The organism is Pseudomonas sp. NFPP07 (assembly GCF_900115645.1).
Lineage (GTDB): Bacteria > Pseudomonadota > Gammaproteobacteria > Pseudomonadales > Pseudomonadaceae > Aquipseudomonas > Aquipseudomonas chlororaphis.
In genome coordinates, this window is record NZ_FOXG01000001.1 from 973,663 (window position 1) to 993,778 (window position 20,116).

Sequence of the window (20,116 nt, forward strand, 5' to 3'; positions counted from 1 at the left end):
TCACTGTCGGCAGCTGCCAGCGACTCTTCGGCCAGGCCCAAGCTCGGCACATCCCGGGCCCTTTCGTTCAAGGCCTGCACTCAGGCTTTTCGGGTCCGCGGCAGGAAGATCGCCAGCAGGCCGAACAGCGGCAGGAACGAGCACAGGAAGTACACGTACTCGATGCCGTGGATGTCCGCCAGGTGGCCCAGCAATGCCGCGCCGATCCCGCCGAAGCCGAACATCAGGCCGAAGAACACCCCGGCGATCATGCCGACATTGCCCGGCACCAGCTCCTGGGCGTAGACCACGATGGCCGAGAACGCCGACGCCAGGATGAAGCCGATCACCACGCTGAGCACGCTGGTCCAGAACAGGTCGACATGGGGCAGCAGCAGGGTAAACGGCGCCACGCCGAGGATCGAGAACCAGATCACCGCCTTGCGCCCGATCTTGTCGCCGATCGGCCCGCCGAAGAAGGTCCCGGCCGCCACCGCACCGAGGAACAGGAACAGATGCAGCTGCGAGCTGGCCACCGACAGGTCGAACTTCTCGATCAGGTAGAAGGTGAAGTAGCTGGTCAGGCTGGCCATGTAGAAATACTTGGAGAACACCAGCAGCCCCAGCACCACCAGGGCGCTGAGCACCCGCCCCTTGGACAGGCCGTGGGTCGCCGCCTGGCCCTGCTTGAGCTTGAACAGCTTGAGGTGGTTGGCGTACCAGCGGCTGATGGCGTAGAGCAGCGCCACGGCGAACACCGCCAACAGGCCGAACCAGGCCACATTGCCCTGGCCGAAGGGAATGATGATGGCCGCCGCCAGCAGCGGGCCGAAGGCCGTGCCGGCATTGCCGCCGACCTGGAAGGTCGATTGCGCCAGGCCATAACGCCCGCCGGAGGCCAGCCGCGCCACCCGCGAGGCTTCCGGGTGGAAGGTCGAGGAGCCGACACCGATCAGCCCCGCCGCCAGCAGGATCAAGGCAAAGCTGCCGACCTGGGACATCATCAGAATGCCGATCAGGGTGCAGACCATGCCCACCGGCAACAGGTACGGCTTGGGATGGCGGTCGGTGTAATAACCGACCCACGGCTGCAGCAGCGAAGCCGTGAGCTGGAAGGTCAGGGTAATCAGGCCAACCTGGGTGAAGGTCAGGCCGTAGCTGGCCTTGAGCATCGGGTAGATCGCCGGCAGCACCGCCTGGATCAGGTCGTTGATCAAATGCGCCAGCGCCACCGCGCCAATGATGCGCAGCACCAGGGGGCTGCTGTGGGAAGGCGCGGGAGTCGCCACGGAGGCGGACTGAACATTGCTGATAGCCATGAGAGTTTCCGTACAGCAGATGGATGCGCAGTTGCAGGGGTGGCCAATGTGCCATTTTTCGGTGCACCGAGGCTATCCCCTTAGCTTGCTAACGACTTGAATATTTTTCTTGATGCGCGGCACGGTAAAACATCGAAGCCTGCGTTCAGCGGCACGGCCGACGCAAACCGGCCAATACGGTGTAGCGACTAAAACGCGGGCCAGGGTTCACGGCGCGTTGCGCGTGCAATCGCAGGATGCGCTAGCGGCTACAGGAGGGAATTGGATAAACGGTTGATAGCGTAGATAATTTTTTTATAAAAAGCGCTTGACGCCTTACCGTTCTACGCGAATAATGCGCGCCACTTGGCTACATAGCTCAGTTGGTTAGAGCATAGCATTCATAATGCTGGGGTCCGGGGTTCAAGTCCCTGTGTAGCCACCAAGTACCGATCCATAGATGGCTACAGCAGTCTATGAATCACCCCAAGAAGCCCGCCTAGTGCGGGCTTTCTTGTTTCTGGCTGTATCTCCTTGTCTCCCCCTATACCTTCCCGCTGTGTATCCTCGAAAAATAATCGAACCGAGGGAATAGGGAACGACAGGCGGCTCACATGCGTGAGCCACCTACCACTATTCATCAGATTGAATTGCGCGGTAACCACCAAAAGTAACCACCTCAGCCTGGTTACCTCCATAAAAGGAATCTGCGTTACGGAGTCATCCAGCGGCCTCTGACCTTGAGCTGGTCAATGTCAGGTTGCTGAAGCTGGCCAGATCGGCAGATATCCAGCTTAGGCCGAATTCAAGGGAGCTCTTCATGAAGAATGCGGTAGACATCCAAGTGGTACCGATTGGTGCTGACCAAATAGACGCTCTGCGCCTGTCTCTCGAACGTGCGGGCTTGCCTACCGCTGACTTGGTATTACCTGCGCGACGGTTCTTTCGCTTCGACTATGAGGGCGTGCCGCTTGGCTACGGAGGACTGGAAGGGCAAGGACAGGATGTGCTGCTTCGCTCGCTAGTCATTGAATCTGAAAAACGTGGCCAAGGCTGGGGAGCTGCAGTGCTTGAACAAATGGAAGCCATGGCAGCAACTTTTGGCGCGATAAAACTGCATCTGCTTACCAACACTGCCGCAAACTTCTTCAAGGCCCATGGCTACTCAGAGTGTCCTCGCGCCTTAGCTCCAGACCATATAAATCAATCAGAACAGTTCAAGTCGCTTTGCCCATCGACAGCGACGTATCTCGCTAAAACAATTGCCTAGGCATTGACCATCCGACCGGCTGGTATCCACGGTTGGGGATTGTCTTCGTAGGGTTGAGTACCGTTCCATAGATGGCTACAGCAGTCTATGAATCACCTCAAGAAGCCCGCCTAGTGCGGGCTTTCTTGTTTCTGGCTGTCTCTCTTCGTATCCCCCTATCCTCGCCAAACGAAGCCATCCGAGATAAAACGCCGCCTCCTTACCGCATGAGCGCACGAATCATTCTCTACGACTACCGGGCCAGACTGCCGCCTTCAATGCCGACGGCCGGATCAACGCCACTGTCGCCGCCGTTCGTTTCGGCAAAGTCCCCAGCGAAGGGCTTCACCTCGATGCCACCGATGCCCCTACCAGATCTTGCAGGTGCCAAGCCGGTACAAGTCCTCTATAAAACTGCACTCCCTTTATCCCTAAGGAAAACTTCAGTAATGCACATGGAAGAGCACACACTGAACCAAATGAGCGACGAGCTGAAACTCATGCTCGGCCGCTTTCGGCACGAACAGTTCGTCGAGAAACTCGGATGGCGGCTGCCGGCCCATCCGAGCCAGGCAGGTTGTGAATGGGATCAATACGACACCGAGCACGCCCGCTACCTCCTGGCGTTCAATGAAGACCGTGCCATCGTTGGCTGCGCCCGCCTGATTCCCACCACGTTCCCCAACCTGCTTGAAGGCGTGTTCGGCCATACCTGCGCCGGGGTCCCGCCCAAGCATCCAGCCATCTGGGAAATGACTCGCTTCACCACCCGCGAACCGCAACTGGCGATGCCGTTGTTCTGGAGAAGCCTCAAGACAGCCAGCCTGGCGGGCGCAGATGCCATCGTCGGGATCGTCAACAGCACCATGGAGCGCTATTACAAAATCAACGGCGTCCACTACGAACGACTGGGCCCGGTCACGGTGCACCAGAATGAAAAAATCCTCGCCATCAAACTCTCGGCCCACCGCGAGCATCACCGCAGCGCAGTCGCACCGTCAGCCTTCATGTCCGACACATTATTGAGAGAGACCGCTTGATACAGGCCGAGTCGTCCTTCTTGAATGACCCTCAGATATAGCCCATCGCGACGGCGTAAGAGACTGCCTGCACGCGGTTACTGGCGCCGATTTTGCGTTGGATGTTGCGGTGGTGGTAATTCACCGTATCGGTGCACACCCCCATGATCACGCCGATTTCCTCCGAGGTCTTGCCGTCGGCCGTCCAGCGCAGCACATCACATTCCCTACCGCTGAATTCCACATCCGTATTGAACACACGCACGTCGCTCTCCAGCTCGGAAATCTTCTCGTGGACCGCTGCGGCAAACGCCTTGGTCACCACCTTCAACGCCTCAAATTCCTGAAGACTGATGGGATTATCCTTGCGCGCCAGGCTTAACACCCCAACCCTCCCCTGGGTGTTGAACGAGGGTTGTGCCAGGCCGTGGCGTAAATTCGAGTCGTTGGCTTCGGACCACAGATCCGGGCACCCCCGGAACAACTCATTGCTCCACAAAATAGGGGACGACGAGACTTTGCTGTGCTTCACCGTGGGATCGATCACCGCGTAGTTAGCCGCCTGATATCGCTGCACCCAGTCCTCGGGATAATTGCCATACATATAAGTCCTGGGCCGCATGAACGGAGTCACGCTGCACATGCCGTAGGCAAAAAAATCAAACCGTAGTTCGCGCAAGGCCCTCAACGCGACAGCCGTAAACTCCTGCATATCCATGGTTCGCGCAAAGATACTATAAAAGTACGCATCCCATCCCAACTGCTGCCCTAATTCCATTTTGAGCACCACCAAAGTTGAAAACAGGCCGTTAGACTAGACCAACCTGAACCTCTGTCAACAAGCAAAATCACACCGTCATAGACGGCTTCGCGCTAGCACTAGATTCATTGTGCCTAATCCAACTAACTACTTAGAACATTGCATCCGGGCGATGTTAGTAAGCCATTACCGTCTCTCAGCCGACGAATGAACCCGCCTCTTCACAATAATGCAACAGTTCATCCGGCGGGCTGCAGCCAGCCCGCTCATGCCCCTAATCACTACAAGATCTGGTAGTTCCACCCCCAAGAAATGCAGGTGTATAAACAACACCCACTCAGCACCGCCACGCAGGAACAATAGTTAAACGCTGTAAATATTCACCCATGTCAGTTAACTAAATATTTACTTTCAACATTATCACCCCCAACTAAGGAGGATGCTGCCCATGCCTGCTTCGCTTTCCCCTAGCGGCTTTAATGATCACCTTGAACTTCGCCAGAAAAATCGCGCCACGGTCGAACAGTACATGCGCACTAACGGCAAAGATCGCCTGCGTCGACATGAACTGTTCACTCAGGATGGCAGTGGCGGTTCCTGGAACACCGAAACCGGTAAACCCCTTGTGTTTAAAGGCCACACGAAGCTGGCGGCCCTCGGCGTATGGCTGGAGAAGTGCTTTCCGGACTGGCAATGGCACAACGTCCGGGTGTTTGAAACCGATAACCCCAACCACTTCTGGGTGGAAAGCGACGGTCGCGGCAAGACTCTGGTTCCCGGTTATCCCGAAGGTTATTGCGAAAATCATTACATCCATTCTTTCGAACTGGATGACGGCAAGATCACGCAGAGCCGTGAGTTCATGAACCCCTTCGAACAACTTCGCGCCTTGGGCATCCCCGTTCCAAGAATCAAGCGTGAAGGTATCCCCGCCTCATAACCCCCTGATTCATTGGAGATTGAGCATGTCTAATAGTGCAGCGCAACAACTAACCGCTAACGACACCACTGAACTTCGCCGCAAGAACCGCGCCACGGTCGAGCAATATATGCGCACCAAAGGCCAGGACCGCCTGCGCCGCCATGAACTATTTACCGAAGATGGTACAGGCGGCTTATGGACCACCGACACTGGTGCGCCGATTGTAATCAGTGGCAAAGCCAAGTTGGCCGAACATGCTGTTTGGTCACTCAAGTGCTTCCCGGACTGGGAGTGGTACAACGTCAAAGTATTTGAAACCGATGACCCTAACCATATCTGGGTCGAGTGCGATGGCCACGGCAAGATCCTCTTTCCCGGCTATCCGGAAGGCTATTACGAGAACCACTTCCTGCACTCCTTCGAACTGGAAGACGGCAAAGTAAAACGCAATCGCGAATTCATGAACGTCTTTCAGCAACTGCGCGCCCTGGGTATTCCAGTACCGCAAATCAAGCGCGAAGGCATTCCAACTTAATCCCTCGTGAGAGTGATCGCATCATGGAAGACTTACTGAAACGGGTTTTAAGTTGTGAAGCGTTCCAGCAGCCTCAATGGAGCGAGCCCTCACAATTGCATGACGCGCAGGCCTACCTCAGGGACAGCGCCTCATTGATACGAGTGGAAGACATCCTGGTGCTGCGCGCCACGCTGGCGCGTGTAGCGGCCGGCGAAGCAATGGTCATCCAGTCCGGTGACTGCGCCGAGGACATGGATGAAAGCACTCCCGACCATGTGGCCCGCAAAGCTGCGGTGCTGGACATCCTGGCCGGTACGTTCCGGCTGGTGACCCAACAACCGGTGGTACGGGTGGGACGGATTGCCGGGCAGTTTGCCAAGCCGCGTTCCAACAACAACGAACGCATCGGCGATGTCGAATTGCCGGTGTATCGCGGCGACATGGTCAACGGTCGCGAGGCCGTCTGCGGTCATCGCCAGCACGATGCGCAACGCCTGGTTCGAGGCTATAGCGCCGCGCGGGACATCATGCAACACCTGGGCTGGAAAGCCTCGGCAAGCCAGGAACAACTCAGCGGTTCACCGGCCTGGACCAGCCACGAAATGCTGGTACTCGACTACGAACTGCCACAACTGCGCCAGGACGAACAGGGCCGGGTATTTCTCGGTTCTACCCACTGGCCGTGGATCGGCGAGCGTACCCGTCAGTTAACGGGCGCTCACGTGACGCTGCTCAGCGAAGTGCTCAATCCGGTGGCCTGCAAGGTCGGCCCGGACATTACCCAAGACCAGCTGCTGAGCCTGTGCGAGCGCCTGGACGCCAAGCGCGAACCCGGCCGGCTGACCCTGATTGCCCGCATGGGCGCGCAAAAGGTCGCCGAGCGCCTGCCGCCGCTGGTTGAAGCGGTGCGCCAGGCCGGCCACAAGATCATCTGGCTGAGCGACCCGATGCACGGCAACACCATTGTCGCGCCCTGCGGCAACAAGACCCGCATGGTGCAGGCCATCACCGAGGAAATCGCCGCCTTCAAGCATGCCGTGACCTCCGCCGGTGGCGTGGCCGCCGGCCTGCACCTGGAAACCACCCCTGACGACGTCAGCGAGTGCGCTTCCGATGCCGCCGGCCTGCATCAGGTCGCCAGCCGCTACAAAAGCCTGTGCGACCCGCGCCTGAACCCCTGGCAAGCCATTACTGCGGTGATGGCCTGGAAAAACCAGCCCTCCTCAACCCTTGCCTCCTTTTGACTGGAGTTTGTCGTCATGACCGGCATTCCATCGATCGTCCCTTACGCCTTGCCTACCAACCGCGACCTGCCCGTCAACCTCGCGCAATGGAGCATCGACCCCGAGCGTGCCGTGCTGCTGGTGCATGACATGCAACGCTACTTCCTGCGGCCCTTGCCCGACGCCCTGCGTGACGAAGTCGTGAGCAATGCCGCGCGCATTCGCCAGTGGGCTGCCGACAACGGCGTTCCGGTGGCCTACACCGCCCAGCCCGGCAGCATGAGCGAGGAGCAACGCGGGCTGCTCAAGGACTTCTGGGGCCCGGGCATGAAGGCCAGCCCCGCCGACCGCGAGGTGGTCGGCGCCCTGACGCCCAAGCCCGGCGACTGGCTGCTGACCAAGTGGCGCTACAGCGCGTTCTTCAACTCCGACCTGCTGGAACGCATGCGCGCCAACGGGCGCGATCAGTTGATCCTGTGCGGGGTGTACGCCCATGTCGGGGTACTGATTTCCACCGTGGATGCCTACTCCAACGATATCCAGCCGTTCCTCGTTGCCGACGCGATCGCCGACTTCAGCAAGGAGCACCACTGGATGGCCATCGAATACGCCGCCAGCCGTTGCGCCATGGTCATCACCACCGACGAGGTGGTGCTATGAGCCAGACCGCAGCCCACCTCATGGAACGCATCCTGCAACCGGCTCCCGAGCCGTTTGCCCTGTTGTACCGCCCGGAATCCAGCGGCCCCGGCCTGCTGGACGTGCTGATCGGCGAAATGTCGGAACCGCAGGTCCTGGCCGATATCGACTTGCCTGCCACCTCGATCGGCGCGCCTCGCCTGGATGTACTGGCGCTGATCCCCTACCGCCAGATCGCCGAACGCGGTTTCGAGGCGGTGGACGATGAATCGCCGCTGCTGGCGATGAACATCACCGAGCAGCAATCCATCAGCATCGAGCGCTTGCTGGGAATGCTGCCCAACGTGCCGATCCAGTTGAACAGCGAACGCTTCGACCTCAGCGACGCGAGCTACGCCGAGATCGTCAGCCAGGTGATCGCCAATGAAATCGGCTCCGGGGAAGGCGCCAACTTCGTCATCAAGCGCACCTTCCTGGCCGAGATCAGCGAGTACGGCCCGGCCAGTGCGCTGTCGTTCTTTCGCCATCTGCTGGAACGGGAGAAAGGCGCCTACTGGACGTTCATCATCCACACCGGCAGCCGTACCTTCGTGGGTGCGTCCCCCGAGCGCCACATCAGCATCAAGGATGGGCTCGCGGTGATGAATCCCATCAGCGGCACTTACCGCTATCCGCCCGCCGGCCCCAACCTGACCGAAGTCATGGACTTCCTGGCGGATCGCAAGGAGGCCGACGAGCTCTACATGGTGGTGGATGAAGAGCTGAAAATGATGGCGCGCATTTGTGAGGACGGCGGCCACGTCCTCGGCCCTTACCTCAAGGAAATGGCGCACCTGGCCCACACCGAGTACTTCATCGAAGGCAGGACCCATCGCGATGTGCGGGAAATCCTGCGCGAAACCCTGTTTGCCCCGACCGTCACCGGCAGCCCATTGGAAAGCGCCTGCCGGGTCATCCAGCGCTATGAGCCGCAAGGCCGCGCGTACTACAGCGGCATGGCCGCGCTGATCGGCAGCGATGGCAAGGGCGGGCGTTCCCTGGACTCGGCGATCCTGATTCGCACCGCCGACATCGATAACAGCGGCGAGGTGCGGATCAGCGTGGGCTCGACCATCGTGCGCCATTCCGACCCGATGACCGAGGCTGCCGAAAGCCGGGCCAAGGCCACTGGCCTGATCAGCGCACTGAAAAACCAGGCGCCCTCGCGCTTCGGCAATCACCTGCAAGTGCGCGCCGCATTGGCCAGCCGCAATGCCTACGTCTCGGACTTCTGGCTGATGGACAGCCAGCAGCGGGAGCAGATCCAGGCCGACTTCAGTGGGCGCCAGGTGCTGATCGTCGACGCCGAAGACACCTTCACCTCGATGATCGCCAAGCAACTGCGGGCCCTGGGCCTGGTAGTGACGGTGTGCAGCTTCAGCGACGAATACAGCTTTGACGGCTACGACCTGGTCATCATGGGCCCCGGCCCCGGCAACCCGAGCGAAGTCCAACAGCCGAAAATCAACCACCTGCACGTGGCCATCCGCTCCTTGCTCAGCCAGCAGCGGCCATTCCTCGCGGTGTGCCTGAGCCATCAGGTGCTGAGCCTGTGCCTGGGCCTGGAACTGCAGCGCAAAGCCATTCCCAACCAGGGCGTGCAAAAACAGATCGACCTGTTTGGCAACGCCGAACGGGTGGGTTTCTACAACACCTTCGCCGCCCAGAGCTCGAGTGACCGCCTGGACATCGACGGCATCGGCACCGTCGAAATCAGCCGCGACAGCGAGACCGGCGAGGTGCATGCCCTGCGTGGACCCTCGTTCGCCTCCATGCAGTTTCATGCCGAGTCGCTGCTGACCCAGGAAGGTCCGCGCATCATCGCCGACCTGCTGCGGCACGCCCTGATCCACACACCTGTCGAGAACAACGCTTCGGCCGCCGGGAGATAACCATGCACCATTACGTCATCATCGACGCCTTTGCCAGCGTCCCGCTGGAAGGCAATCCGGTCGCGGTGTTCTTTGACGCCGATGACTTGTCGGCCGAGCAAATGCAACGCATTGCCCGGGAGATGAACCTGTCGGAAACCACTTTCGTGCTCAAGCCACGTAACTGTGGTGATGCGCTGATCCGGATCTTCACCCCGGTCAACGAACTGCCCTTCGCCGGGCACCCGTTGCTGGGCACGGCCATTGCCCTGGGTGCGCGCACCGACAATCACCGGCTGTTCCTGGAAACCCAGATGGGCACCATCGCCTTTGAGCTGGAGCGCCAGAATGGCAGCGTCATCGCCGCCAGCATGGACCAGCCGATACCGACCTGGACGGCCCTGGGGCGCGACGCCGAGTTGCTCAAGGCCCTGGGCATCAGCGACTCGACCTTTCCCATCGAGATCTATCACAACGGCCCGCGTCATGTGTTTGTCGGCCTGCCAAGCATCGCCGCGCTGTCGGCCCTGCACCCCGACCACCGTGCCCTGTGCAGCTTCCACGACATGGCCATCAACTGTTTTGCCGGTGCGGGACGGCGCTGGCGCAGCCGGATGTTCTCGCCGGCCTATGGGGTGGTCGAGGATGCGGCCACGGGCTCCGCTGCCGGGCCCTTGGCGATCCATCTGGCGCGGCATGGCCAGATCGAGTTCGGCCAGCAGATCGAAATTCTTCAGGGCGTGGAAATCGGCCGCCCTTCACTCATGTTCGCCCGGGCCGAGGGCCGCGCCGATCAACTGACGCGGGTCGAAGTATCAGGCAATGGCATCACCTTCGGACGGGGGACCATCGTTCTATGAACAGTTCAGTACTAGGCAAGCCGCTGTTGGGTAAAGGCATGTCGGAATCGCTGACCGGCACACTGGATGCGCCGTTCCCCGAGTACCAGAAGCCGCCTGCCGACCCCATGAGCGTGCTGCACAACTGGCTCGAACGCGCACGCCGCGTGGGCATCCGCGAACCCCGTGCGCTGGCGCTGGCCACGGCTGACAGCCAGGGCCGGCCTTCGACACGCATCGTGGTGATCAGTGAGATCAGCGACACCGGGGTGCTGTTCAGCACCCATGCCGGAAGCCAGAAAGGCCGCGAACTGACAGAGAACCCCTGGGCCTCGGGGACGCTGTATTGGCGCGAAACCAGCCAGCAGATCATCCTCAATGGCCAGGCCGTGCGCATGCCGGATGCCAAGGCTGACGAGGCCTGGTTGAAGCGCCCTTATGCCACGCATCCGATGTCATCGGTGTCTCGCCAGAGTGAAGAACTCAAGGATGTTCAAGCCATGCGCAACGCCGCCAGGGAACTGGCCGAGGTTCAAGGTCCGCTGCCGCGTCCCGAGGGTTATTGCGTGTTTGAGTTACGGCTTGAATCGCTGGAGTTCTGGGGTAACGGCGAGGAGCGCCTGCATGAACGCTTGCGCTATGACCGCAGCGCTGAAGGCTGGAAACATCGCCGGTTACAGCCATAGGGTCCCGCGATAAACATGCTTTGAAGTGCCTGGCTGCTCCAGCTTCGAACTCATTGCGCAAACTTCAACACTTATGACACCCGGTCAACATGAGAAAAGTCCAGATGCGAAAGAACGCGTATTCGAAATACCAAACAGAGAGTCCGGATCACCAAAGTGTGTAACGACATTAATTCCTATCTGAATTTTATAGTTGCTCTAGAACGTTGTCCTTGACCCAGCGATAGACATCGGGCCAGAACCTACATAAACAAAGTCAGACATTACTGAGGCTGCTACCATGCTAGATTTTCAAAACAAGCGTAAATATCTGAAAAGTGCAGAATCCTTCAAAGCTTCACTGCGTGATAACCGCACTGTTATTTATCAAGGCCAAGTTGTTGAGGATGTGACTACACACTTCTCTACGGCTGGAGGCATATCGCAAGTTGCAGAAATCTACGAAGAACAATTCAGCGGTGAACACGACGACATTCTGACTTACGTACGCCCCGACGGTTACCTGGCCTCTTCTGCCTATATGCCCCCTAGAAACAAAGAAGACTTGGCGTCGCGACGCCGCGCAATCATGTACGTCTCGCAAAAAACCTGGGGCACCCACTGCCGTAACCTGGACATGATCGCCAGCTTCACCGTCGGCATGATGGGATATCTGCCGACATTCAGGAAAAAATGCCCTGAGTACGCAGAAAACATTACCGAATACCATGACTACGCCGAGCGCAACAGCCTGTATTTGTCTGAGACCATTGTTGATCCACAGGGCTATCGGGCACGTACCCACGGCACCGACCTCAACCTGCCGCCGCCCGATCGTGCCGTGATGAGGATCAACAAGCAGAACGCCGAGGGCATCTGGATCAGCGGCGTCAAAGGCGTGGGCACGGCAGCACCGCAGTCCAATGAAATATTTGTTGGCAGCTTGTTCCCCGCAGCACCCGAGGAGTCATTCTGGGCTTACGTCCCTGTCGATGCGCCGGGGGTGAAGATTTTTTGCCGAGAGATTGTCTCCCAGCCTCACGCCAGCGCCTATGACCACCCGCTCATATCCAAAGGTGAAGAAGCCGAGGCGATGGTGGTATTCGATAACGTGTTCATTCCACGCTGGCGAATCATGGCGGCGAACGTGCCGGAACTGGCCAGCGCCGGCTTCTTCAGCCTGTGGACCTCATACAGCCATTGGTACACGCTCGTGCGCCTGGAAACCAAGGCTGACCTGTATGCCGGACTGGCCAAGGTGATCATGGAAGTCCTGGGCCTTGAGGGGATTGCGGTGGTTCGCCAGCGGGTCAGCGAAATAGTGCAGCTTGCGGAAATACTCAAAGGCATGTGCATCGCCTCCATCGAAACAGCCGAGATGTCCGACGGCGACATATTGCTGCCTGGCCACAACGCACTGGCCGCCGGAAGGGTTTTTGCCATGGAGAAATTGCCTCGGGTGCTGCATTTGCTCAGAGAGCTGTGCGGACAGGGCTTGATCCTCAGGTTCAACGAGAAAGACTTGGCCGCCGACGCCGCCTTTGGCCAGAAGTTCTCCTGGTTTCTTGACACGCAAAGCGTGGGCGCCAGAGAGAAGAACCTGCTGATGAACCTAGTGTGGGACGTGGCTGCCAGTGAGCACTCCACACGTGCATTGGTGTTTGAAGAACAGCACGCACTCAGCGAGCCCCTGCTGCGCGATAACCTGGTGCTGGACTACGACTACCGCGAAAGCACAAGCCTGATACGCCGCCTAGTGGGGCTCAACGCCAAATAGACCTGATTGCCGTGTAGGCGCCGCGCAACCCTTCATTCGTGCCGACTGAACTCGGCACGAATGAAGGGTTGTCCGCCTCCGGCCCCTGGCATCCCGTAAGCTTCCAACCTTCAACGGTAGTACACCGCCCCATTAGCATCCAAATGAATACAGCAGGAGCCCGTTACAGCGCTGGCGCTGGATGCCTGGCTACGCTTGCACGGGATCTCGGTCCGAGACGAGCCAGGTTTACCGGCCCCCCTTTGTTCGAGCCATGCCACTTGGCAGGCTCGTTCTGTTGTAGCGGTCAGCCTGTCGCCGGTTGGCTTGCCACCCGTACCGAACGTCAGTAGGGCGCTTGGTCCGGGTGGCATCCGGGAATGCAGTGAAACGCGTCGCCTGGTTCCAGGCCCAGGCGCCAGCCACCGGAGAAAACAAGGCGCTCACCAGCGCCCATGCACACAGGCGCGCCGCGCTTTCAATACCAAAGCCCAAGCCCCGTCACAGCCCCCCAAGCGCCACCTCCAGGCCAGCGTCCAGCATCGGCCCTCGCCCAGAAGCGCCAGCCATATCGGCACCGTAGCGACCAGCGAAAGGGTCAGCATGGGCCCGCTCACTGTTGTACATTCCTCCCCACGGACGACACATCATTTACCCAGTGAACGGAGTTCAACGCGTGTTCTCGACCCTCAATCCGCGTCACCGCCGGCTTGCCAGTTTCTCGTTGCTAGCCGTGGCCTTAAGCCTCGCCGCCTGCAACGCTTCCGCCCCTTCCCACACCGCCCTGCCCCCCGCCCCGGAAATCGCTTCGGGTTATCGCACCGACCTGCAAGTGCAGCACGCCGACCGGCATATGGCGGCCGCGGCCAACCCGTTGGCGGCCGAAGCCGGGCGCGAAATGTTGCGCAAGGGTGGTTCGGCCATCGATGCGGCGATTGCCATGCAAGCGGTGCTGACCCTGGTGGAGCCGCAGTCGTCGGGGATCGGCGGCGGCGCCTTGATCGTGCTCTGGGACGGCAAGGCGGTGCGCACGTACGACGGTCGCGAAACCGCGCCGGCCGGGGCCACCGAAAAGTTGTTCCTGCAAGCCGACGGCAAGCCCATGCCGTTCCCCCAGGCACAGATCGGCGGACGCTCGGTGGGCACCCCCGGTGTACTGCGCGCCCTGGAACTGGCCCATAAAAAACACGGCCGCCTGCCGTGGGCGCAGCTGTTCGAGCCGGCGATTCGCCTGGCGGACCAGGGTTTCCCGATCTCCCCGCGCCTGCACAGCATGATCGTCGCCGATCCGTACCTGGCGAAATCGCCGGACATGGCCGCCTACTTCCTGCAGGCCGATGGCACGCCGAAAGCCGTCGGCACCCTGCTGAAGAACCCGCAGCTGGCCGCCGTGCTCGAACGCATCGCCAAGGAAGGCCCGAACGCTCTGTACCAAGGGCCGGTCGCCCGGGAAATCGTCGCCAAGGTGCAGGGCCACGCCAACCCGGGCAGCCTGTCGCTCAACGACCTGCAAGGCTACCGCGCCAAGGAGCGCGAACCGCTGTGCACCGACTACAAGCGCTGGCAGGTCTGCGGCATGCCGCCGCCTTCGTCGGGCGGTATCGCCCTGGCGCAGATCCTCGGCACCCTGCAGGCGCTGGAAGCCCGCGACCCGCGTTATGCGCTGCCACCGTTGAAGCCGGCCAAGACCCATCTGCCGGCCGGCCTCGAACCGGCGCCTGAAGCCGTGCACCTGATCGCCGAAGCCGAACGCCTGGCCTACGCCGACCGCGCGTTGTACGTGGCGGACTCGGACTTCGCCCCGGTGCCGATCGCCGGCCTGGTCGCCCCGCGATACCTGGCCCAGCGCGCTGCCTTGATCGGCGAGCGCAGCATGGCCAAGGCCGAGCCCGGCAAGCCCCAGGGCATCCAGGTGGCCTACGCCCCGGACCGCTCGCCGATGCGCATCTCCACCTCGCAAGTGGTGGCGGTGGATGACCAGGGCGGCGCGGTGTCCATGACCACCACCGTGGAAGCCGCCTTCGGCTCGCACCTGATGGTCCAGGGCTTCATGCTCAACAACCAGATGACCGACTTCTCCTTCATCCCCGAAGAGAACGGCCAGCCGGTGGCCAACCGCGTGCAGCCGGGCAAGCGCCCACGCTCGTCCATGGCGCCGACCCTGGTCTTCGACCGCGACAGCGGTGAACTGCTGGCCACCGTCGGCTCGCCGGGCGGCTCGCAGATCATCGAGTACGTGGCCAAGTCAGTGATCGGCATGCTCGACTGGAACCTAGACCCGCAAGCCGCCATCAGCCTGCCCAACTTCGGCAGCCGCAACGGCCCGACCGAGCTGGAACAAGGCCAGTTCACCCCAGGGTTGAAAGCGGCGCTGAAAGCCAAGGGGCATGAGCTGAGCGACATCGACATGACCAGCGGCACCCAGGCGATCGTGCGGGTGCGCGATGCCCAGGGTAAAACTTCATGGGCCGGTGGCGCCGATCCACGCCGTGAAGGCGCAGCGCTGGGGGATTGAGGCCAACGCAGGAAAACCCAAAGGGCTTGCCGCGAGGTGGGCCCTTTTTATTTTTCACGCCGCGCAGCGCAGGCATGGGGGGTGAATGCTGTATGCCGATTTTTCCTGGGTTCTGTGTCTGACACAGTCTTTTGATCGCTCCTAGCATCAGTTTTTTTTTGGCCGAGGTGCAGGCGATGAAGCAGATTCCCGGCGGTATCGATTTTTCCGGCTTGACCGTGCGCCGACTGGTGGCCGACGACCTCGAACTGGTCTGCCGGCACCGCGAGGCGATGTTCCTCGAAGCGGGAGGCGAACCCGCGGCCCTGCAAGTGATGAGCGAACACTTCCGCCCCTGGCTGCGCGAGCGTTTGCCCGATGGCCGCTACTACGGCTTTGCCCTGCTGGACGGCCAGCAACCGGTGGCGGCCATTGGTTTGATGAGCATCGACTGGCCGCCCCACCCGGCCCATCCGACCCAGGACCAGCGCGGTTATGTGCTCAATGTGTACGTCGAACCCGCCTACCGGCGCCGAGGGCTGGCCTCGGCGCTGATGAAGCTGGCGGAAGCCGAATTCATCCAGCGCGGGCTAAGCTTTGCCGTGCTGCATGCGACCGAGGTGGGCAAGCCGGTGTATGCCGGATTGGGCTGGGCGGCCACCGCGGAAATGGCCAAGGCACTGAACACCGGCCTGTAGCCGCTGCCGAGCCCGCGAGGCTGCGAACGACCCCGCAGGGGGCGCAGGAATCTTGCGACCGCTGGAGGACCTTCGGTCCTATCGCAGCCTTCGGCAGCGGCTACAGGAACCAGTGGGCCTTCGACTGGTGCGTTAAGCCTTTTGGGTAGCCGCTGCCGAAGGCTGCGATCGACCGGAACGGGCGCTGCGATCTTACTGACGCCGAAGGCCCTTCGGGCCTTATCGCAGCCTTCGGCAGCGGCTACAGGGGCCAATGAGCTTTCACCTGATGCGCCACGCCATCTGCGCGGTCTGATTGTCGTCACAGAATGTCGCAGCAATGCCGTTGCGACGCTCTTCCCTCCCCGCTATCCTTCGCCCCGTCGCTGTCAGATCAGCGAACGGGCTTGGCGGCCCGAATCACGAAAGGCGCAATAGCGCCCAAACACGAATGCAGGCGCTTTTTTTGTGCCCGCATTTTTGTGTAATGGCGGATTGCGCAGGGACCCCTCCGGGGGTGCCGGTTCCTTTCGTGCCGGTCCGCCAACCTTGTGCAATTCGCCACCCTAATCTGCTTGGCGGCAGACGGTGGTGATCCCCTCAAACGAAAGGATTCGTCACCATGAAACACACCCTCAATCCGTCCCCTTCCTCCCTGCACACCCTCGGCGAAATAACCTTTGCCAATTGTGGCGAAGGCCAACGCCCGCTGCTGCGGGTCAACGCCGACGTGCCCCTGGCCGACGCCCTGGAACACGCTTCGTTGCTGCTACATCTGGCAAAACAGTTGACCCTGGACGCGGCCATGGAACCACAGGCGGACCGCTATGCTTGGGCGGCACATTACCTGGGTGAGATGGGTAAAGCGGTGATGGATGATGTGCACACCGCGATGACAGCAGGCGCTGATCGACACTAAGCAACACCTCTGGGACGGGTAGCCTCGATGACTATCCGTCCATCGCCTTCCTCTCTCACCCCATTGCTTAAGTCCCATGACGGGACTAGGATTTCGAGCCATGAGGATTATCGCCGTCAGTCATTTGAAGACGTTCTGGGAACAGCACCCGGATGTCGAACAACCGCTTCTGGCCTGGATCGATGAAGCGCGCAACGCCAACTGGTCCAACCCGGCACAGATCAAGGAGCAGTTTTGCAGCGCCAGCATTCTTAAAAGCCGTCGCGTGGTGTTCAACATCAAAGGCAATGACTACCGCTTGGTAGTCGCCGTGGCTTACCGCTTTGGCGCCCTCTACATCAAGTTCGTTGGCACTCACCAGCAGTACGATGCCATCGACGCCGACCGCGTTGAAATGGAGTAACGAGCATGCAGATTCGCCCCATCCACACCGACCAGGATTACCGCGCGGCGCTCAAGCAGGTGTCCGTACTGTTCGATAACGAGCCCGAACCCGGCACCGCAGAAGGCGACTACTTCGACGTGATGATCACCCTGATCGAAGCCTATGAAGCCAAGCACTTCCCGGTCGACCTGCCCAACCCGATCGATGCCATCAAATTCCGCATGGAGCAATCGGGCCTGTCGGCCGCCGACCTGGCTCCCGCCATCGGCCGAACCAACCGGGTCTACGAAGTGCTCAACGGCAAACGCGCCCTGACCCTGCCAATGATCTGGAAACTGCACCAACTGTTCGGCATCCCCGCCGAGAGCCTGATCAAGCCGGTGAAGTCGGTCTGAGCGGTTCTATCCTCGATCAGGCTCCAATGACTCAGGCCTTGCACCCTCGCCCTTAGCGGGGGTTATTCCTGATCGCGCATAAACTCCAGCCCTTGATGATTTCAGACAGCACAATCATCCCCAGCAGCATCAGCGGGTTGTAGTTCGGGAAAAGATACGCGCCGATCAGAAGCACGGAAAAAGACGGCACGACAAACACCAAACGCAAAGGGATTTGTGCAAGCCCCAGCCACTTGGCTTCTTTGCGCTGAAACAGAAACAGGAAAGCGCTGACGACTATCGATAGCTGCAAACCCCAATTGATCATCACCATAACCACAGCAGCGGTTCCATGATCCTTGAGCACTTCAGTCGCCACAGTCAGGTCATTCCAGAACGGAGTCTTGCCCAGCCGTACACTGCTCGTGACGTACCACAACAAATAGAGCACATCGAGCCCGCCCCAAAACTGCCAGATTCGGGTCCGGCTCAGCTTCCTGAAAAAAAACATTACCACTCCTTTTTGTACTCATAGACAACGTCAGCGGTCACTGGCTGCCAGTGCCAGGCACTCCCAGAGACAGGCCAGCTGTCTGCCCCTTCAATGAAGCGCTGACTGATATGACGCAACTCGCCATATCGATGAACAGAAGACTGATGTGAAAAATGACGCTCTTCCTCAGTGAGAGGTACCCACTCTTGAATCAAGGTTCGGGAAGTATTCATAAAATCCTTTCCCTCTCCCAAAAACATCCGCCCCTCCTCGCCAAATGAAGTCAGCCGGTTGGCAAAGACCACTAATGAATTCCTGACACCATCGTAATCAATTTTCTTGAGAACCCATTTGCCCGGACCGTCTACCTTCTGAGAATCTGTCGCCACCCTCTCCAGCGTGAGCACCTCACCCTGAACCAATGGCAAATCCGAGGCGGAAAGCTGGCGCAAGGTGTAACTCCCCAAAGAGAACGTCCTGCCCGAGAGGTTTGAGTATTTACCAAACGTATCAGCGCTCAGGGGGCTGAAGGGATCATCCGACACCATCAACCAATCACCCGATTCAACTTTTTCCAGAACCTTGCACCGGTCTTGCTCGGTGTAGTTTTGCCCAACTGACAATCCACAAGCCTCAAACAGATCGCGCAGTCCCGTTAACCCCTCTGGTTCTGCCAGTGCTCGCTTAACCTCATAAAGCGCAAAAAAAGGGCTTTCTATTTGCGTCAGGGAATACCCCCCAACATCTAGATGGCAAACCAGTCGTTTCATGTTCATACCCACATAGAAATACAAAGCGCCAATGCTCAGCACTTACGCGTTATAGGGTTATGAACAAAACCTGGCTGTCATCCCGCGCCTATTCACCCTCCAGACTTCTCTGAAAGATTCTCGGACACTTAAAAAACACCCTGGAACAGCCTTGAGTTTGCCCCTAGGTAAACCCCTAAAGTGCCGCTCGACCTTCACCACAAAAAAGGACGTTTGCATGCTCACCATCGGTCAAATGGCCCGCTGTCATGGCCTCACCACCAAGACCTTGCGCCACTACGACAGCATCGGTCTGTTCACCCCGTCGCTGACCGGGCAGGACAACGGTTATCGCTACTACAAGCCGGAGCAGATGGTCGAACGCTATATCCCGCTGAAAAACTGATGCCGCGATCGGACGAGCTGCCGACCAGTTGACAGGCCTCTGTCAGCAAAAGGACTCATGATCCCGCTATGCTCTGTAGCAGTCCAAGGCAACAGAGCGAAGGTCCGATGAGTTTCCAGGCGCCAGTGTTGAAGCAGATACCGGGCATCCGTCACGAGTTTTCGCGTATCGGGGCGACAAAGCCCGCCAACCTGTTCTTCTGCTCCCAGGCCCACACCGGCGAGGTGGTGGAGGCCAGCACCACCCTGCCGAGCGGCATCATCCGCGGCGACGCGGTGTTCACCCGCACCGGTCGCCCCATTGCGGTGATCACCGCCGACTGCCTGCCGCTGCTGATCAGCAGCGAGGACGCCTCGTGGGTCGCCGCGGTCCATGCCGGCTGGAAAGGCTTGCACGGCGGCATCATCGACAATGTGCTGCAGCACTTCGCCGCCAAGGGCATCGCCGCCCATCAGTTGCGGGTGGCGTTCGGCCCGTCGATCAAGCCTTGCTGCTACGAAGTCAGCCCGGATTTCATTAACACCCTGTCGGCCAGCCAAGGCCACCTGTGGTCGCCGGAGCAGACACCCTGGAGCCAGCAGCGCCCCGCGCCACTGCTGCCCCCGGAGATTGCCCCGCCAGCGCCGACCCGGCCGGACTCGCTGTGGTTCGACCTGAGCCTCTATGCCCTGAACCTGTTGCGCGCGGCGGGCATCGATGAGGAGCAGATCGAACACTGCGAGCACTGCACCTACTGCTCCAGCGCGACCCTGGCCAGCTATCGCCGCCGCGGCCACCGGGGCGAGGAAAAATCCTTCCAGTATTCCTGGATCGGGCGCGCCTGAAACCGCATCTTCAGATTTA

The 20,116-nt window shown here is 59.9% G+C and carries 21 protein-coding genes and 1 tRNA gene; 18 read left to right on the top strand and 4 right to left on the bottom strand.

Features of this window, described 5'->3' with window-relative positions:
* Nucleotides 1-80: 80 nt before the first annotated feature.
* Nucleotides 81-1,298 carry an MFS transporter gene (locus BM019_RS04605; protein WP_085532420.1) on the bottom strand — a complete coding sequence of 406 codons (1,218 nt, stop codon included), beginning with the start codon at nucleotides 1,296-1,298 and terminating at the stop codon, nucleotides 81-83.
* A gap of 347 nt (nucleotides 1,299-1,645) precedes the next feature.
* On the opposite strand from BM019_RS04605, the gene BM019_RS04610 reads away from it, so the two are divergent.
* The 3 genes from BM019_RS04610 (at nucleotide 1,646) to BM019_RS04620 (ending at nucleotide 3,566) form a co-directional block, all read left to right on the top strand.
* Nucleotides 1,646-1,722 (top strand) — tRNA-Met (locus BM019_RS04610).
* A gap of 375 nt (nucleotides 1,723-2,097) precedes the next feature.
* Complete coding sequence (gene arsN2 / locus BM019_RS04615) at nucleotides 2,098-2,547, top strand: arsenic resistance N-acetyltransferase ArsN2 (protein ID WP_092417711.1); 450 nt, start codon at nucleotides 2,098-2,100, stop codon at nucleotides 2,545-2,547.
* Between the two features lie 428 nt (nucleotides 2,548-2,975).
* The gene (locus BM019_RS04620; RefSeq protein WP_092417712.1) at nucleotides 2,976-3,566 is read left to right on the top strand and encodes an acyl-homoserine-lactone synthase; all 591 of its coding nucleotides are present in this window, start codon (nucleotides 2,976-2,978) and stop codon (nucleotides 3,564-3,566) included.
* Between the two features lie 31 nt (nucleotides 3,567-3,597).
* Here the strand turns inward: BM019_RS04620 and BM019_RS04625 are convergent, their stop codons facing one another.
* Nucleotides 3,598-4,323 carry an autoinducer binding domain-containing protein gene (locus tag BM019_RS04625; protein ID WP_009045585.1) on the bottom strand — a complete coding sequence of 242 codons (726 nt, stop codon included), beginning with the start codon at nucleotides 4,321-4,323 and terminating at the stop codon, nucleotides 3,598-3,600.
* A gap of 430 nt (nucleotides 4,324-4,753) precedes the next feature.
* Here BM019_RS04625 and BM019_RS04630 point away from each other — a divergent pair, with 430 nt between their 5' ends.
* The 13 genes from BM019_RS04630 to BM019_RS04690 all read left to right on the top strand — a co-directional run bounded on the left by BM019_RS04630 (nucleotide 4,754) and on the right by BM019_RS04690 (nucleotide 17,646).
* Nucleotides 4,754-5,245, top strand: a complete 492-nt coding sequence (locus tag BM019_RS04630) for a PhzA/PhzB family protein (RefSeq protein ID WP_009045586.1) — start codon at nucleotides 4,754-4,756, stop codon at nucleotides 5,243-5,245.
* 25 nt (nucleotides 5,246-5,270) lie between these two features.
* Nucleotides 5,271-5,762 carry a PhzA/PhzB family protein gene (locus BM019_RS04635; RefSeq protein ID WP_009045587.1) on the top strand — a complete coding sequence of 164 codons (492 nt, stop codon included), beginning with the start codon at nucleotides 5,271-5,273 and terminating at the stop codon, nucleotides 5,760-5,762.
* Nucleotides 5,763-5,785: 23 nt separating this feature from the next.
* Nucleotides 5,786-6,988 (top strand): 3-deoxy-7-phosphoheptulonate synthase, encoded by a 1,203-nt coding sequence (locus tag BM019_RS04640; protein ID WP_009045588.1) that lies wholly within the window; start codon nucleotides 5,786-5,788, stop codon nucleotides 6,986-6,988.
* A 15-nt stretch (nucleotides 6,989-7,003) separates the two neighbouring features.
* Nucleotides 7,004-7,627: an isochorismatase family protein gene (locus BM019_RS04645; protein ID WP_009045589.1), complete on the top strand. Its 624-nt coding sequence runs from the start codon at nucleotides 7,004-7,006 to the stop codon at nucleotides 7,625-7,627.
* Nucleotides 7,624-9,537 (top strand): anthranilate synthase family protein, encoded by a 1,914-nt coding sequence (locus BM019_RS04650; protein WP_092417713.1) that lies wholly within the window; start codon nucleotides 7,624-7,626, stop codon nucleotides 9,535-9,537. Before BM019_RS04645 ends, BM019_RS04650 begins: the two co-directional genes overlap by 4 nt.
* 2 nt (nucleotides 9,538-9,539) lie before the next feature.
* The gene (locus BM019_RS04655) at nucleotides 9,540-10,376 is read left to right on the top strand and encodes a PhzF family phenazine biosynthesis protein (protein WP_009045591.1); all 837 of its coding nucleotides are present in this window, start codon (nucleotides 9,540-9,542) and stop codon (nucleotides 10,374-10,376) included.
* Nucleotides 10,373-11,041 carry a phenazine biosynthesis FMN-dependent oxidase PhzG gene (phzG, locus tag BM019_RS04660; protein WP_009045592.1) on the top strand — a complete coding sequence of 223 codons (669 nt, stop codon included), beginning with the start codon at nucleotides 10,373-10,375 and terminating at the stop codon, nucleotides 11,039-11,041. The genes BM019_RS04655 and phzG overlap by 4 nt, the downstream gene beginning before the upstream one ends.
* Nucleotides 11,042-11,321: 280 nt before the next feature.
* Nucleotides 11,322-12,797 carry a 4-hydroxyphenylacetate 3-hydroxylase N-terminal domain-containing protein gene (locus tag BM019_RS04665; RefSeq protein ID WP_009045593.1) on the top strand — a complete coding sequence of 492 codons (1,476 nt, stop codon included), beginning with the start codon at nucleotides 11,322-11,324 and terminating at the stop codon, nucleotides 12,795-12,797.
* Nucleotides 12,798-13,452: 655 nt separating this feature from the next.
* Entirely contained in the window at nucleotides 13,453-15,291 is a 1,839-nt protein-coding gene (gene ggt, locus BM019_RS04670; RefSeq protein ID WP_092417714.1) for a gamma-glutamyltransferase, read from the top strand.
* Between the two features lie 176 nt (nucleotides 15,292-15,467).
* Complete coding sequence (locus BM019_RS04675) at nucleotides 15,468-15,968, top strand: GNAT family N-acetyltransferase (RefSeq protein WP_092417715.1); 501 nt, start codon at nucleotides 15,468-15,470, stop codon at nucleotides 15,966-15,968.
* 601 nt (nucleotides 15,969-16,569) lie between these two features.
* Nucleotides 16,570-16,866, top strand: a complete 297-nt coding sequence (locus BM019_RS04680) for a DUF3077 domain-containing protein (protein WP_007926256.1) — start codon at nucleotides 16,570-16,572, stop codon at nucleotides 16,864-16,866.
* Nucleotides 16,867-16,966: 100 nt separating this feature from the next.
* Complete coding sequence (locus tag BM019_RS04685; protein ID WP_009045597.1) at nucleotides 16,967-17,269, top strand: type II toxin-antitoxin system HigB family toxin; 303 nt, start codon at nucleotides 16,967-16,969, stop codon at nucleotides 17,267-17,269.
* 5 nt (nucleotides 17,270-17,274) lie between these two features.
* Nucleotides 17,275-17,646, top strand: a complete 372-nt coding sequence (locus BM019_RS04690) for a helix-turn-helix domain-containing protein (RefSeq protein WP_092417716.1) — start codon at nucleotides 17,275-17,277, stop codon at nucleotides 17,644-17,646.
* A gap of 52 nt (nucleotides 17,647-17,698) precedes the next feature.
* Here the strand turns inward: BM019_RS04690 and BM019_RS04695 are convergent, their stop codons facing one another.
* Both BM019_RS04695 and BM019_RS04700 read right to left on the bottom strand, forming a co-directional pair.
* On the bottom strand, nucleotides 17,699-18,136 hold the full coding sequence (locus tag BM019_RS04695) for a hypothetical protein (protein WP_085532456.1): 438 nt from the start codon (nucleotides 18,134-18,136) through the stop codon (nucleotides 17,699-17,701).
* Complete coding sequence (locus tag BM019_RS04700) at nucleotides 18,136-18,888, bottom strand: hypothetical protein (protein WP_139217359.1); 753 nt, start codon at nucleotides 18,886-18,888, stop codon at nucleotides 18,136-18,138. The genes BM019_RS04695 and BM019_RS04700 overlap by 1 nt, the downstream gene beginning before the upstream one ends.
* A gap of 217 nt (nucleotides 18,889-19,105) precedes the next feature.
* Here BM019_RS04700 and BM019_RS30965 point away from each other — a divergent pair, with 217 nt between their 5' ends.
* A complete protein-coding gene (locus tag BM019_RS30965; RefSeq protein ID WP_274306884.1) occupies nucleotides 19,106-19,273 on the top strand; it encodes a MerR family DNA-binding transcriptional regulator in 168 nt (55 codons plus the stop codon).
* A gap of 107 nt (nucleotides 19,274-19,380) precedes the next feature.
* Nucleotides 19,381-20,097, top strand: a complete 717-nt coding sequence (locus BM019_RS04710; RefSeq protein ID WP_092417718.1) for a purine nucleoside phosphorylase YfiH/LACC1 family protein — start codon at nucleotides 19,381-19,383, stop codon at nucleotides 20,095-20,097.
* Nucleotides 20,098-20,116 lie beyond the last annotated feature (19 nt).

Coding starts and splice junctions, on each gene's coding strand:
- BM019_RS04605 (WP_085532420.1), bottom strand. CDS start 1,298: ATGGCTATCAGCAATGTTCAGTCCGCCTCCGTGGCGACTCCCGCGCCT.
- arsN2 (WP_092417711.1), top strand. CDS start 2,098: ATGAAGAATGCGGTAGACATCCAAGTGGTACCGATTGGTGCTGACCAA.
- BM019_RS04620 (WP_092417712.1), top strand. CDS start 2,976: ATGCACATGGAAGAGCACACACTGAACCAAATGAGCGACGAGCTGAAA.
- BM019_RS04625 (WP_009045585.1), bottom strand. CDS start 4,323: ATGGAATTAGGGCAGCAGTTGGGATGGGATGCGTACTTTTATAGTATC.
- BM019_RS04630 (WP_009045586.1), top strand. CDS start 4,754: ATGCCTGCTTCGCTTTCCCCTAGCGGCTTTAATGATCACCTTGAACTT.
- BM019_RS04635 (WP_009045587.1), top strand. CDS start 5,271: ATGTCTAATAGTGCAGCGCAACAACTAACCGCTAACGACACCACTGAA.
- BM019_RS04640 (WP_009045588.1), top strand. CDS start 5,786: ATGGAAGACTTACTGAAACGGGTTTTAAGTTGTGAAGCGTTCCAGCAG.
- BM019_RS04645 (WP_009045589.1), top strand. CDS start 7,004: ATGACCGGCATTCCATCGATCGTCCCTTACGCCTTGCCTACCAACCGC.
- BM019_RS04650 (WP_092417713.1), top strand. CDS start 7,624: ATGAGCCAGACCGCAGCCCACCTCATGGAACGCATCCTGCAACCGGCT.
- BM019_RS04655 (WP_009045591.1), top strand. CDS start 9,540: ATGCACCATTACGTCATCATCGACGCCTTTGCCAGCGTCCCGCTGGAA.
- phzG (WP_009045592.1), top strand. CDS start 10,373: ATGAACAGTTCAGTACTAGGCAAGCCGCTGTTGGGTAAAGGCATGTCG.
- BM019_RS04665 (WP_009045593.1), top strand. CDS start 11,322: ATGCTAGATTTTCAAAACAAGCGTAAATATCTGAAAAGTGCAGAATCC.
- BM019_RS04675 (WP_092417715.1), top strand. CDS start 15,468: ATGAAGCAGATTCCCGGCGGTATCGATTTTTCCGGCTTGACCGTGCGC.
- BM019_RS04680 (WP_007926256.1), top strand. CDS start 16,570: ATGAAACACACCCTCAATCCGTCCCCTTCCTCCCTGCACACCCTCGGC.
- BM019_RS04685 (WP_009045597.1), top strand. CDS start 16,967: ATGAGGATTATCGCCGTCAGTCATTTGAAGACGTTCTGGGAACAGCAC.
- BM019_RS04690 (WP_092417716.1), top strand. CDS start 17,275: ATGCAGATTCGCCCCATCCACACCGACCAGGATTACCGCGCGGCGCTC.
- BM019_RS04695 (WP_085532456.1), bottom strand. CDS start 18,136: ATGTTTTTTTTCAGGAAGCTGAGCCGGACCCGAATCTGGCAGTTTTGG.
- BM019_RS04700 (WP_139217359.1), bottom strand. CDS start 18,888: ATGAAACGACTGGTTTGCCATCTAGATGTTGGGGGGTATTCCCTGACG.
- BM019_RS30965 (WP_274306884.1), top strand. CDS start 19,106: ATGCTCACCATCGGTCAAATGGCCCGCTGTCATGGCCTCACCACCAAG.
- BM019_RS04710 (WP_092417718.1), top strand. CDS start 19,381: ATGAGTTTCCAGGCGCCAGTGTTGAAGCAGATACCGGGCATCCGTCAC.